The organism is Dactylosporangium sp. NPDC051484 (genome assembly GCF_040689395.1).
In the GTDB taxonomy this organism is placed as follows: Bacteria; Actinomycetota; Actinomycetes; order Mycobacteriales; family Micromonosporaceae; genus Dactylosporangium.
In genome coordinates this window covers 83,126-95,943 of sequence record NZ_JBFAZX010000002.1, presented here as the reverse complement: position 1 = coordinate 95,943, position 12,818 = coordinate 83,126, and the positions used below count along the sequence as shown (strand labels likewise).

Below are 12,818 nucleotides of genomic sequence, written 5' to 3'. Positions count from 1 at the left end.
TAGCCTTACATAAGCTCTGCCCATGCACGTGCCCCTCGACACCAAGACCGTCTCGTTCGCCAGCCGGCTCGCGGTCCACGGCGACCGGACGGCGGTCATCACCGCCGACGGTCAGCTGTCGTACCTCGCGCTGGCACGGCAGGTGGCGATGGCGGCCCGCAGGCTCGGCGGGCAGCGGCGGCTCGTGCTCCTGGCCTGCACCAACAGCCTCGACTCGCTGGTGATCTATCTCGCCGCGCTGGCGTGCGGCCATCCGCTCCTGCTGGTCCCCGCCGAGCACGCCGATTCGCTCATCGACGCGTACGAGCCCGATGTGATCGCGCGCGGCGCCGGGCAGCTGGAGATCCGGCGCACCATTTCGGCCCATGACCTGCACCCCGACCTCGCCTTGCTGCTGAGCACGTCCGGCTCGACCGGCTCGCCCAAGCTGGTGCGGCTCTCGCACGAGAACCTCCAGGCCAACGCCGAGTCGATCGCCGAGTACCTCGACATCCGCGCGTCCGACCGGGCACCCACGACCTTGCCGATGCACTACTGCTACGGACTCTCGGTCGTCAACAGTCACCTGCTGCGCGGCGCCGGCCTGATCCTGACCGACCGGTCCGTCACCGACGCCGGCTTCTGGGAGCTGTTCCGCACCGGCCGGGGCACCAGCCTCGCCGGGGTCCCGTACACCTTCGACCTGCTCGACCGGGTCGGCTTCGCCGACATGAGCCTGCCGGACCTGAGATACCTCACACAGGCCGGCGGCCGGCTCGCACCCGAACGCGTCGCCCGCTACGCGGCCATGGGCCGGCGGCACGGCTGGGAGTTCTTCGTCATGTACGGGCAGACCGAGGCCACGGCGAGGATGGCGTACCTGCCACCCGACCTCGCCGAAGCGCACCCGCAGGCGATCGGGGTGCCGATCCCCGGTGGGACGTTCCGCCTCGACCCGCTCCCCGACCGGCCCGGCGGCGACACCGGTGAGCTCGTCTACGCCGGCCCGAACGTCATGCTCGGCTACGCCGACGGCCCGGCCGACCTCGCCCTCGGGCGCACCGTCGACGAGCTGCGCACCGGCGACATCGCCCGGCGCGCGACCAGCGGACTGTACGAGATCGTCGGGCGGAGCGGCAGGTTCATCAAGATCTTCGGCCTGCGTATCGACCCGCGACGCGTCGAGGACCTGCTCGCCCAGGACGGCATAGCCGCGCTCTGCACGGGCGACGACCGCGAGCTCGTCGTCGCCACGACCGCCGCCGAGGCCAGGGTCCGGCGGCTCGTCGCACGCCACTGCGGGCTCCCGGCGCGAGTTGTGCGCGTCCACCGGATCGCCGAACTGCCGATGCTCGCCAACGGCAAGCCCGACTACCAGAGCGTGGGGAAACTCGGCAGCGCCCGGCCGGCGCCCGCGCCGATCGACCTCTGTCGGCTCTACGCCGAGATCCTCGACCACCCCGGCGTGACACCGGAGGACAGCTTCGTACGGCTCGGCGGCAACTCACTGTCGTACGTCGAGATGTCGATACGGCTCGAACAGGCGCTCGGCACCCTGCCCGCCGACTGGCACACCCGGCCGATCCGCGAGCTGACCCGCGACCTGAGCGGGCCGGCCCCGCGACCCGACTCCCGGTGGCGCACGCTCGACACGACCGTCGCACTGCGGGCCATCGCGATCGTCCTCATCGTCGGCTCACACATCCCCGTGTTCATGATCAAGGGCGGCGCTCACCTGCTGCTCGCGGTGGCCGGCTACAACTTCGCCCGCTTCACCCTCACCTCCGCGGCACGGCGACTGCGCACCCGGCACCTCGGCGGCGGCATCGCCCGCATCGCCGTGCCGAGCATGGTGTGGATCGCCCTCGCCGTGCTGGTCACCGCCGACTACGCGCCCGCGAACATCGTCCTGCTCAGCAGCATCGTGGGGGAGCGGCCCGGAAGCGCCGACTGGCACTTCTGGTTCATCGAGGCCATCGTGTACATCATGCTGGCGACGCTCGCGCTGCTGAGCGCGCCGGGCGTCGACCGGGCCGAACGGAGCTTCCCCTTCGCGATGCCCATGCTGCTCATGGCGGCCGGCCTCGTCACCCGCTACGACCTGCCGAACCTGGCGGCCCATGGCAAGGTCCCCTCGGCGCTCGTCGTGTTCTGGCTCTTCGCCATCGGCTGGGCCGCCGCCAAGGCCACGACCACGCCGCAGCGGCTGCTCGTGACCGCCGCCGCCCTGGCGACCGTGCCCGGTTTCTTCGGCGAACCGTGGCGCGAGGCGCTCATCGCCGCCGGGCTCGTCCTGCTGATCTGGGTGCCGACGGTGCCCAGCCTGACCTCGATCAATCGGGTGGCCGGGGTCCTGGCCAGCAGCTCGCTGTACATCTACATCACGCACTGGCAGGTGTTTCCCCGCGTCGACGACGTGTCGCGCCACCTGGCACTCGTCGCGTCGCTCGCCGTCGGCATCGCCTTCGCGGCGATCTCCGCCCGGGTGGAGCGCCAACTCGCCGCCGCCGGGCGACGTCTCGCCCGGCGCTGGTCAACGGCGCGGCAGGGACGCTCGCCCGGCGGCACAGGACACGCCCTGGTCACCGCCGATGCGGCTGTGCCGCCGGTCGCGTCACGGTCCACCGAATGACCAGTCGGCCTCCGCATCCTGGCGGGCTTGACGGTCCACGGGCAGTCTCACGTTGAGGGACGTGCCCCGGCCGGCCGGGCTGGTCAGCGACAGCGTGCCGCCGATCGCCTCGACGCGGTCGCGCACGCCGGCCAGCCCGGAGCCCTGAGGCGGATCGGCGCCACCGGCGCCGTTGTCGTGGACGGTCACGCTGAGGACCTCGCCCTGCGCCGGTCCGCCCATCGCTGGTTCGTCGGCGACGATGTCGAGCTCCACGTCGATCGCCGAGGCGTCGGCGTGCGTGGCCGAGTCGGCGAGCGCCTCCGAGACCACGTAGTAGGCGGCGACCTCGACGTAACCGGGCAGGCGCCGCTTCGGCCCGCAGCGGACCGCCACCGGGACCGGGCAGCGGCGGGCGAGCGCCTTGATCGCGGAGCCCAGCCCGCCCTGGGAGAGGATCGCCGGATGGATGCCGCGGACGATGCGCTGGAGGTCCTGGAAGGTGGCGGACAGCCCTGCGGCGGTGTCCGAGAGCCGGGACCGCAGCTCCCCGAGCTCCTGGGGGACCAGCGCCTCGGCGGTGCGCAACTCGAGCCCGAGCGAGATGAGCCGCTGCTGCACGGTGTCGTGCAGGTCGCGTTCGATGCCGCGGCGGGCCTCATCCGCGGCGAAGACGAGCCGGGCGCGTGACGCGGCGAGTTCCGTACGGCTCTCGGTGTTGGCGATCGCGGTCGCGACGAGTTCGGTGAACTGGGCGAGCTCGTGCTCGGTGCCGGGTGGCGGCGGGACGGGCCGGCTCCACAGGGCGACAAGGACGCCCCAGACCTGGCCGTCGACGATGATCGGCGCGCCGACGGAGGCGTGGAAGCCCTCGGCGCGGGCGAGGTCGGCGAGTGCGCCGCTGGTGCCCTCGTACGAGTCCATGCGGGCCGGACGGGAGTCGCGCAGCACCAGCCCCGCGACGCCGCCAAAGGACTTGAGCCGCTTGCCCAGCATCGGTTGGGCTCCTGGCTTCTTGCGGTACTCGGCGACCACGGTCACCGTGCGGGGATCCTCCCGGCGCATCATCCGCGCGGCGTCGGCATCGAACAGCTCGGCCGTCTCGGCGGCGACCGCGGCGGCGAGCTCGGCGAGGGCGCCGCCGTGGGCCACGAGTTCCGCCACGCGCCGCAGCGCCGCCTGTTGCGTGAGGAGCGACTGGAGCTCAGTCCGGCTCGCCTGCAGCGAGCTGCCGGCCCGCAGCACCGTCGCCAGCCCGGGCACCACCCCGTCCCGCAGGCGCCGCATGACCCGCTCCGGAAGGTCGGCGGGGACGACGAGTGCGCCCGGCCGCAGTGGCAGCTGGACCCGGGACTCGTGCGGCGGGACCGCGCCGAGCTCGATCGCCGCGTACGGCAGCTGCAAGGCGTGCGCGATCCGGTCGGAGACTTCGGGAAGTACCGCTCGCACGTCGTCGGCGCCGAGGATAAGCCGGGTCAGCTCGGAGACCGCGTCGGTCTCCCGGCGTCGTTCGATGGTCTCGAGCGCCCGTGCGCGGGCCAGCTGCGCTACCGAACTGGCGACCCCGGCGACCATGAGGTACACCGAAAGCCCAAGCCAGTCCCGCCAGTCCTCCGCGTTGAGGCGCCCGACCGGCGGGGTGTAGAAGAAGTCGAACGCGAGCGCGCTGACGATCGACGTCGCCACGCCCAGCCACAAGCCCCACACCGTGGAGACGACGAGCACACCGGGCAGGTAGACGATCGCCAGGGCCGCCATGACAGTGGTGTGCCGGAGCGGGTAGACCAACAGCGTCTCCGCGACGATGAACCCGACGCTGACTGCGATCCCTACGGCGAGTGGCGGAGGACTGGGCCGTACCAGCCACGCCGCCAGGCGTCCCTGCATCATCGGTCCTCTTCTCCAGCACGTCAGTTCCGCCCAGTCAGGGCAGACGGAGCCGGTCGAGCGGAGGCAACGAGTCGATGTTAGGGCGGCGGGCACCGAACGCCGGACTCGTGACGGGTCCCGGTGCCGCGGACCACCCCCTGATTCACCCCGTGGCCACACCTTCCCGGGCGGTCACTGCTACTTCACCGGCGACGCCGCCCCCTAGGGTGTAGTCACTACTCTCAATATCCTTGGAGCAACCTGATGCTCGCTGGCTCACGGATGGCAAACCTGGCGGTGCGGTTCCTGGCCGAGCTGGCGGTCCTGGCGGCGGTGGGATTCTGGGGTGTCACGCTGCAAGCGCCTGACGCACCTCCGCGCGGCTGGGCGCTGCGCTGAAGCCTCGCGAGACGGGGCTCAGCGGCGCAGGTCGTGCCGGCGGTGGATGACCTTCTCCACCAGCCCCGCCGGCAGCAGCCGCCGCAGCGGGAACACGACCGCCGCGTTGCTCCCGACCGCGTAGTGCGCTCGGGGCCGGGAAGCCTCGACGGCCTTGACGATCGTCACGGCGACCCGCTCGGCCGGCACCCCGGCCCGCTCGTTGCGGTCGAGCGCGCCCAGCATGCGCTCGAAGTCCCCACGGTGCGGCGACCCTGCCGAGGTGTACTTCGTGCGGCGCTCACTGATCCCGGTGTTGATCGACCCGGGCTCGACGGTGCTCAGCCAGACCCCGAACGGCGAGTACTCGTGCCGGGCCCCGTCGCTGAACCCCTTGAGCGCGGCCTTTGACGCGACGTAGGAGGAGCGGTAGGCGAGCGGGAACGACGCGAGCATCGACCCGACCATCACCACCCGCCCGAATCGCCGCTCACGCATGCCGGCCACGAGCAGCTGGGTGAGCCGGACGGGCCCGAGTACATTGACTTGGAACAACCGCCGCAGCGCGTCCCCGGGCAGCTCCTCGAACGGCCCGGACTGACTCTCCCCGGCGTTGTTGACCAGCACGTCGACCGCTCCGACGGCAGCCGCGAGCGCCTCGATCGACGCCTCGTCACCGAGGTCGAGCGCGCGGTACTCAACCCCGTCCACCCGCTGCTGCGCGCCGAGCTCTTCCGGCCGCCGAGCGGTCCCCACGACCCGGCAACCCCGCGCGAGGAACGTGGCGGCGGTCGCCTTCCCAATCCCCGACGAAGCCCCGGTGACCAGCACGGTCCGATCCATTGCGGCACCATACCGTCGCCTGGAGCATCCGATCACGCGAACACGGCACACTGCTGGCCAGGCACCATGTCGCGTGAATGGGCCGTCAGCGGGTAGGTGCAGGGCATGAAGATCGGTGTGATCGGCGCCGGCAAGATCGGCTCCACGCTGGCCCACATGTACATCGCGGCCGGCGACGACGTCGCCATCGCGAACTCCCGAAGTCCGCAGACCCTGCGCGACCTCGAGCATCATCTCGGCCGCCACGCACACGCCGTCACCGCCGAGGAGGCGGCCCGCTACGGCGACGTCGTGGTCATCGCCGTGCCGTTCGGCCACTACCGGGACCTGCCCGCCGAGGCCCTGGCCGGCCGTACGGTGATCGACGCGACTAACTACCAGCCGGAACGCGACGGGCACGACGAAGAGCTGGAGCACGGCGATGTGACCAGCAGCGAGCTGATACAGCGGCACCTCGCCGGCGCGCACGTGGTCAAGGCGTTCAACGCGATGCGCTGGGACCACCTGCGCGACCACGGCCGATCGGCCGGGGCGAACCGCCGCTACGGCATCCCGGTCTCCGGCGACGATCCGGATGCCAAGTGGCGGGTCTTCGACCTCGTCGAGCAGATCGGCTTCGAACCGGTCGACGCCGGCCCGCTCGCTGAGGGCGGCCGCAAGCACCAGCCCGGCACGGAGGTCTACACCGCGGACCTGTGGGCCGACACGCTGCGTGCCCGCATCGGCATCGAGGGCGCCTGAGCCCGCCGGCCGGGATCCATACCGCTCGGCGCAGCACCGGTGACCCCAGTAGGTTTTCCCCGTGGCAACCCGACATCTCTATGTAGCGCGGCACGGCGCGGCGGACGCGTTCGGTGAGCTCAAAGACGCCGGGCACCGGCAGGCGAGCCTGCTGGGCGAACGACTCGCCGGCCTGCCGATCGGCACCGTCTGGCACTCGCCGTTACCGCGCGCCGCGGCGAGTGCGCGCGAACTGGCCCGGCACCTGTCCGACGTGCCCGTCGCCGAAGCCCCCGAGCTCATCGACCACGTGCCCTACGTGCCCAGCACGGCCGAGATGCCCCGGTCCTGGGCCGGGTTCTTCGACGGCTACGACGAGGCCGAGGCCGCGTCGGGCAAGCGACTCGCTGAGGCTTTGCTGGCGCGGTTCGCGAAGGTGCCCGAGGCGGGACAGCCCGACACGTACGAGGTGCTGGTCACGCACGCGTATCCGATCGCATGGCTGGTGCGCGATGCGCTGCAAGCCCCGCCGGTCCGATGGCTCAGCCTGGACAGCGCCAACACGGGACTCACGATGATCGAGTATCGCACCGGCCTCGCGCCAACCCTGGTGATGTTCAACGACATGAGCCACCTGCCGGCCGACCTGCGCTGGACCGGAGTCCGGACCGACGCACGGCCGTGAGCGGTCTGCCTACGTCACAGCGGGGCGAGCATCATGAGCACCTCGTCAGTTCTGCCTGAGCGGCGGCGTGACATCCTCTGGCCGCTGGATGCCGCTCAGGCCGAGATGCTGATGCTCCGTCACATCGACAACTGTTCCAGATCGCGCTGCCGCCTCCCTCCCGTCCCCGGCTGCGGCGCCGCCTGGGCGTCTCAGGGCCGCGGCGGCCCGGCGTCGACGACCGCGAGGGACAGCTCCAGCGGGTCGAGCCAGAACAGCGACTCCATCCACCACGTCACGCCGGCCGCCGCCAGGCCCGCGAGGTCGACGTCCTTGCCCTCGTCCCACGCCGGGCTCGCGTTGCCGCGCACCGCGACCTCGAAGGGCCGCCCGGCCGGCAGGCCCGCGTCGCGCAGCCCGCGCACCACCCCGGCGACGTCGTCGGGGCCGAGCTCGCGGCCGTCCGGGTTGGGGAAGATGCCGTCGGCCGCGGCGGCCCGCCGCAGCACCCGGGGGTGGTTGGTGGAGCTCGCGATCCACACCGGGATGCGGTGCGGCTCCGGCCGGGAGGCGTCGGCTGCCGCCTTGTAGTGCCGGCCCTCGTACGCCAGTCGCTCGCCGGACCACAGCCCGCGCACCACCTCGAGGCCCTCGTCCAGCATCGCCGAGCGGGCGCGGGCGTCGGTCTCGTCGCCGAAGCGGCTGAAATCGCCGGTCTCGTCGGTGCCGGCGCCCGCGCCGAGCACGAGCCGGCCGCCGCAGAGGCGGCTCACGGTCGAGGCCTGCCGGGCCACCACCTGCGGGCGCCGCCGGGGCAGCGGCGTGACCATCGGCCCGAGCAGGATCCGGTCGGTGGCCTGCGCGATCGCGGCGAGTGTCGTCCACGTGTCGACGAACGGAGTCTGGTCGGTGACGACGTGGTCCCAGAGGAACACTCCGTCCCAGCCGGCGGCCTCGGCGCGGCGGGCCAGGTCCACAAGGACGCCGGGCTCGCCGAGCGGGCCGAAGGGCGGTAGGTAGACACCGAAGCGCAGGTTGGGTCGGGTCATGGATACCTCCGAGCTGACTGCGGCTGAGCCGGTCTGAACGGTTGGCGGGCACGGATCGTCCGGCGGCACGAGCCGTCATGCGGAACCCCGGCACCTGCGTGGCCGGTTTCGCGCAGCAGGGGCACGCGGGCAGTGCGGAGGCCCACAACGTCGTAACCTGGGTGACCGGCTTACGTCGATGAACCGGCGATCACGGGGGCATCTATGGAGTGGCATGTGGCGACCCGGCGGGTAGTCGGATTCGCGGTGGCGTACGCCGTCGTCGTGCTGGCCGCGGCGGTATTCACCGACACGCTGAGGAACAGGCCGCAGACTCTGCACGCAACCGCGGTGACCATCGCCGGCCTGTTCATCGGCCTCATCGGCCTCGCAACGGTGCTCGGGATCGTCATCACGGTGGTGTACTGGATCTGGGTCGCCATCCGGCAGACGCGCGAACACGGCGCGCCTGCCTACGGACACCTCGGGTTCTGGGGCGTAGGGGCCTTCCTCGTCTTGTTCGTCCTCGGATACGTCGTGCCGGCCGGGGTGTATGTGACGGCGGCCGAGCGCGTGCTCGCTTCGGCGCTGCTCATCGCCGGGGTGCTGCACACCCGGGCGTGGCTGCGCCGGCGGAGCGACCCCGGCCGGCCATACGCCGCCGACCGGTACTCCCTGGTCACCGGAGGCGACGCCGCCTCGCCGCTGGCCGCCCAACCCACCGCCGAGGACTGGAACGCCTCGCTGTGGGACCCGGACGTGCTCGCGGACATCGAGCGCCGCCGCAACCGCGACCGCTAACGGCGCCCAGTCAGGCCCTGGGATCAGGGAAAAGAGCAGCGTTCCAGCCTTCGGCGAACTCGGGTCGCATTTGCCGGGTCAGACGTCGAGCAGGGAGTCGTCCGGCCACACGTCCTCATAGCCGGGAGCGAGCAGGAAACGCCAGCCGGCGGGCAGCGCGAGGTAGGCCATGATCTCCGGACGCTGGTGCGTGAGGTGCCGGACGTGGTGCGCCTCGAACGCATCGTCGGCCTCAGGGAACGTTTCCGACGACCATAGGTACCATCCGGACAACCCTTCGGTGCGCGGATGCCGCAGCCCGTTGATCGGCAGATCAGTCCAGGAGAACCCCTTGGCGACCGCGAGCATGTCGTCGAGGCCGACCGGATCGACCGGGCAGGTGAACCGCTGCTCAGGATTCGGCTCGCCGAGCGGTTCCATCGTCATGTGCATGCTCCCAACTTGCCGCAGTTTCCCTGCACAGTCTGCCAGTCGCGCCGACGTGACCACCCAGGCGCGAAGCAGAGGTGCCGCAGTGCTGGAACACACCGCGAAGTCCGTTGCCCGTCCGAGGTGGTGCGCCGTGGCTCGGGGTGGCTCGGCCCAAACGTCGGCCGTGTAGAGCTCAGAGGGCCGCGCCGCCGGTGGCGTCGATCCAGGTCGCGGTCACCCAGCGGCCCTCCTCGCCGGCGAGCAGCGACACCGCGTCGGCGATGTCGACCGGCCGGCCGACGCGGCCGAGTGCGGCCTGCGCCGACACGGCCGCCTCGGCGTCAGGGTTGCCGCGCAGCCAGCCCGCGTTGACGTCGGTGTCGACGACGCCGGGGGCCACCGTGTTGACCGTGATGCCGCGCGCGCCGAGCGGTTTGGCCAGGGTCCGGGTGAACGTGTCCAGCGCGCCCTTGGTCATCGCGTAGGCGATGCCGTCGGGGAACGCGATCCGGGTGACGCCCGAGGAGATGTTGATGATGCGGCCGCCGTCGCGCAGCAGCGGCAGGGCCCGCTGGGTGATGAAGAACGGGGCTCGGACGTTGACGGCGAACACCTTGTCAAAGCCGGCCGGCTCGACGTTCTCGATCGGCGCGGGCAGGGCGATCCCGGCGTTGTTGACGAGGATGTCGAGCGCCTCGGGGCGTTCGGCGGCCCGTAGTCCCTCGGTCACCCCGGCGAACAGCGTGTCGACGTCGCCGTCGACACCGAGCTCGGCGCGCACCGCGAAGGCCGCGCCGCCGGCCGCCGTGATGGTGTTCACGACGTCTTTCGCGGCCGTCTCGTGCTGCGCGCAGTGCACGACGACCAAGGCGCCGTCGCGACCCAGGCGCTCGGCGATCGCCCGGCCGATGCCCCGGCTCGCACCCGTGACGAGTGCGATCTTGCCATCGAGTTTCGCCACCACATCCCCCGCTTCGACGAATTGTGTAATGGGCTCTACAAATAGCGACGATAGCATATCTGTAGCGTCCGTTATAGAGTGAGCGCATGGCCGTTTCGAGAGGGCGACGCCGCCAGTTCGACACGGAACAGGTCCTCGACACGATCACGCACGCGTTCTGGCGCAGCGGGTATGACGGGACGTCGCTCGCCGACCTGACGTCGCTGACCGGCGTCAACCCGCCCAGCCTCTACGCGGCCTTCGGTGACAAGCGAGCGCTGTTCTTCGAGGTCGTGGCCTTCTACCAGAAGACCTACGGCGCCTTTACCGTGCACGCCCTCGGCGACGAGCCGACCGCGTCGCTCGCCGTCACCCGGATGCTGCGCGAGGCGGCGGTCGTCTACACCGACCCAAGCCACCCGAAGGGCTGCCTGATCATCAGCGCCGCCAACGGCTGGACCCCGCAGAGTTCGGAGATCTCCGACGCGATGCGCGAGCTGCGCACCGCCGGCCGGGACGCGATCGAGGCAAAGATCAAGGCCGACGTCGAGGCCGGCCTGCTTCCCGCCGGTACCGATGCCCACGGTCTTGCCGCCTTCTTCGCCGCCGTCGTCCAGGGCATGTCCGGCCAGGCCCGCGACGGCGCGACCCGGGAGGAACTGGAGCGGATCGCGGAGGTGGCCCTCAAGGTGTGGCCGGTCCCGATGGCCGCCTGAGCGGAGGCCACCACCATCCCAGGGCTCGAGGGCGGCTGACGACGGCCGTCGGTGGAGGCTGTGCGGGGCCGCCGACGGTGACGGCAAATTCTCCGAATGACCGGCAACCCTTTGGCGCAGGGTCGCGTCTTGGTGTGCGTCCTGTTGCGATGCACCACCTGACCCCAAGGACCGGCTCGTGTGGAACCCCTCGTGAGTGAGTTCGACTCGTTCGTGCGATCTCGTAGCGCCGCGTTGCTGCGCTCGGCGTACCTGCTCACCGGAGATCAGCATCTGGCTGAGGACCTCGTGCAGTCGGCGCTGGCCCGGACGCACCGGTCGTGGAACCGGCTGCACGACCGCGGCAACGCGGAGGCGTACACCCGAAAGATCATGTACCACCTGCAGGTCTCCTGGTGGCGGCGGCGCGTCGCGGAGTCGATGCCGGGTGACCTGCCGGAGCCGCGGCGCGACGGCACCGGTGTGGACCACGCCGACCAGACGACCATCCGGATGACGCTGCGGGCCGCGCTGCTGAAGCTCTCCGTCAAGCAGCGGGCCGTGCTGGTCCTGCGGTTCTTCGAGGACTGCACCGAGGCCGAGGCCGCCGAACTGCTCGGCGTGACCGTCGGCACCATCAAGAGCCAGACCTCGAAGGCCCTGGCCAAGCTGCGCACCGTCGCCCCTGAACTCGCCGAGCTGTACCTCCTGGAAGGAGCTACCCGATGAACGACAGTCGTCTGCGGTTCGACATGGCAGATCTGGCCGACCAGGTCAACCCGGTCGACCTGCGGGACCGGGCGCTGCGCACATCCCGCCGGCTCGGCATGCAGCGGGCCGTGGCCACCTCGGCGGCCGCGCTGGTGGTGCTCGCGGGGGCGGCCGGAATCGCGTTCGCGGTCCGGCCGGACGGGCAGGGCCCGGCGCCCGTCCCCGGCGACTCGGCGGTCCTCACCAGCGCACCGGTCGAGACCACCCAGCCCACCAAGCCGGCCCTCACCGGCTCCGGCAGCGCCGCGGCCAACGCGCCGCAGTCGGTGCTGACCGGCACCCGCTGGTACCTGGGCCGGAACGACGCCGAGATCGCGATCCACGCCGTGCGCGGCGACAAGGACGAGGTGACCGTCCGGATCCCCCGCGGCTCCGGCGAGTGCGCGCACAACACCATCACCGTCTCGCCCGACGGCAAGCGGCTGGCGTGGGTGGACAGCGGCGACACCGAGGGCACCCTGATGACCGCGGCCACGGACGGCTCAGGCAAGCGGACCCTCGACACCGGGGTGCTCTGCCTCGGCGCCAAGGCGCTCGTCTGGAAGGGCGGCGACAAGCTGATGGTGACCAAGGGCAACAGCCAGCGGATCGTGAACCTGGTGACGGGCGGGTCGTCGCCCGGCACCGACATCGCGGCGGCGTTCCAGGCGTGGTCCGCCGACGGCGTGTGGTCGGCCGGCAAGATCAACGACAAGCTGACGGTGACCAACGGGACGGACCGGCGGTACTACCAGTACACGCCGCCGCAGGCCGAAGCCAAGCACTACGATGGCTGGGCGGCGCGCGGCGTCTCGATGGACGGCCGCTACATCACGGCCGGCTGGCTGGGCACCGACCCGTCCCGCAAGGATGACACCTTCGCCGTCGTGGACACCATCACCAGCAAGACGGTGCAGCTTCCGGTCTCCGGCGGGGTCCAGAGTGTCTTGTTCGCCGCAGACGGCACGGTGCTGGTCCGGCAGACCAACCGGATCGTGGTCCTGGACGCCCAGTTCCGCAAGCTCGGCGAGCTGACGGAGCTGAAGGGCCTGCAGGGGATGCCGCTGCTCGCGTACGCCGCCTGAGCGCCGCAATCGCAAGACGCCGAACGCCCGGTGAGTCCTCGTCG

At 71.4% G+C, this 12,818-nt stretch carries 12 protein-coding genes; 7 read left to right on the top strand and 5 right to left on the bottom strand.

Translation table 11 applies throughout. From position 1 onward, the window contains the following. Positions 1-22 precede the first annotated feature (22 nt). Positions 23-2,611: an AMP-binding protein gene (locus AB0367_RS04390; RefSeq protein ID WP_366224738.1), complete on the top strand. Its 2,589-nt coding sequence runs from the start codon at positions 23-25 to the stop codon at positions 2,609-2,611. Here the strand turns inward: AB0367_RS04390 and AB0367_RS04385 are convergent. Beyond that, on the bottom strand, positions 2,594-4,480 hold the full coding sequence (locus tag AB0367_RS04385; RefSeq protein ID WP_366224737.1) for a DUF4118 domain-containing protein: 1,887 nt from the start codon (positions 4,478-4,480) through the stop codon (positions 2,594-2,596). The genes AB0367_RS04390 and AB0367_RS04385 overlap by 18 nt on opposite strands. A gap of 396 nt (positions 4,481-4,876) precedes the next feature. Continuing rightward, positions 4,877-5,680 carry an SDR family oxidoreductase gene (locus AB0367_RS04380; RefSeq protein ID WP_366224736.1) on the bottom strand — a complete coding sequence of 268 codons (804 nt, stop codon included), beginning with the start codon at positions 5,678-5,680 and terminating at the stop codon, positions 4,877-4,879. A gap of 105 nt (positions 5,681-5,785) precedes the next feature. Between AB0367_RS04380 and AB0367_RS04375 the strand changes: the two genes are divergently transcribed. Next, positions 5,786-6,421 (top strand): NADPH-dependent F420 reductase, encoded by a 636-nt coding sequence (locus AB0367_RS04375; protein WP_366224735.1) that lies wholly within the window; start codon positions 5,786-5,788, stop codon positions 6,419-6,421. Between the two features lie 61 nt (positions 6,422-6,482). After that, on the top strand, positions 6,483-7,085 hold the full coding sequence (locus AB0367_RS04370; RefSeq protein WP_366224734.1) for a histidine phosphatase family protein: 603 nt from the start codon (positions 6,483-6,485) through the stop codon (positions 7,083-7,085). 191 nt (positions 7,086-7,276) lie between these two features. Here the strand turns inward: AB0367_RS04370 and AB0367_RS04365 are convergent, their stop codons facing one another. Beyond that, entirely contained in the window at positions 7,277-8,113 is an 837-nt protein-coding gene (locus tag AB0367_RS04365; RefSeq protein WP_366224733.1) for an LLM class flavin-dependent oxidoreductase, read from the bottom strand. Between the two features lie 216 nt (positions 8,114-8,329). Here AB0367_RS04365 and AB0367_RS04360 point away from each other — a divergent pair, with 216 nt between their 5' ends. Further along, the gene (locus AB0367_RS04360; RefSeq protein ID WP_366224732.1) at positions 8,330-8,893 is read left to right on the top strand and encodes a hypothetical protein; all 564 of its coding nucleotides are present in this window, start codon (positions 8,330-8,332) and stop codon (positions 8,891-8,893) included. Between the two features lie 78 nt (positions 8,894-8,971). On the opposite strand, the gene AB0367_RS04355 is transcribed toward AB0367_RS04360, so the two are convergent. After that, a complete protein-coding gene (locus AB0367_RS04355; protein ID WP_366224731.1) occupies positions 8,972-9,313 on the bottom strand; it encodes a hypothetical protein in 342 nt (113 codons plus the stop codon). A 184-nt stretch (positions 9,314-9,497) separates the two neighbouring features. After that, positions 9,498-10,265, bottom strand: coding sequence for an SDR family oxidoreductase (locus AB0367_RS04350; protein WP_366224730.1), 768 nt, complete (start codon positions 10,263-10,265; stop codon positions 9,498-9,500). A gap of 86 nt (positions 10,266-10,351) precedes the next feature. On the opposite strand from AB0367_RS04350, the gene AB0367_RS04345 reads away from it, so the two are divergent. From AB0367_RS04345 to AB0367_RS04335, 3 genes are all read left to right on the top strand, one after another. After that, positions 10,352-10,960, top strand: coding sequence for a TetR/AcrR family transcriptional regulator (locus tag AB0367_RS04345; protein ID WP_366224729.1), 609 nt, complete (start codon positions 10,352-10,354; stop codon positions 10,958-10,960). 180 nt (positions 10,961-11,140) lie between these two features. Then, entirely contained in the window at positions 11,141-11,668 is a 528-nt protein-coding gene (locus tag AB0367_RS04340) for a SigE family RNA polymerase sigma factor (RefSeq protein ID WP_366224728.1), read from the top strand. After that, a complete protein-coding gene (locus AB0367_RS04335) occupies positions 11,665-12,774 on the top strand; it encodes a hypothetical protein (RefSeq protein ID WP_366224727.1) in 1,110 nt (369 codons plus the stop codon). Before AB0367_RS04340 ends, AB0367_RS04335 begins: the two co-directional genes overlap by 4 nt. Positions 12,775-12,818: the final 44 nt, after the last annotated feature.

Excerpts from the sequence above, each read along its gene's own strand:
- AB0367_RS04380 (WP_366224736.1), bottom strand. The coding sequence starts at position 5,680 with ATGGATCGGACCGTGCTGGTCACCGGGGCTTCGTCGGGGATTGGGAAG.
- AB0367_RS04390 (WP_366224738.1), top strand. The coding sequence starts at position 23 with ATGCACGTGCCCCTCGACACCAAGACCGTCTCGTTCGCCAGCCGGCTC.
- AB0367_RS04335 (WP_366224727.1), top strand. The coding sequence starts at position 11,665 with ATGAACGACAGTCGTCTGCGGTTCGACATGGCAGATCTGGCCGACCAG.
- AB0367_RS04365 (WP_366224733.1), bottom strand. The coding sequence starts at position 8,113 with ATGACCCGACCCAACCTGCGCTTCGGTGTCTACCTACCGCCCTTCGGC.
- AB0367_RS04385 (WP_366224737.1), bottom strand. The coding sequence starts at position 4,480 with ATGATGCAGGGACGCCTGGCGGCGTGGCTGGTACGGCCCAGTCCTCCG.
- AB0367_RS04355 (WP_366224731.1), bottom strand. The coding sequence starts at position 9,313 with ATGGAACCGCTCGGCGAGCCGAATCCTGAGCAGCGGTTCACCTGCCCG.
- AB0367_RS04345 (WP_366224729.1), top strand. The coding sequence starts at position 10,352 with ATGGCCGTTTCGAGAGGGCGACGCCGCCAGTTCGACACGGAACAGGTC.
- AB0367_RS04375 (WP_366224735.1), top strand. The coding sequence starts at position 5,786 with ATGAAGATCGGTGTGATCGGCGCCGGCAAGATCGGCTCCACGCTGGCC.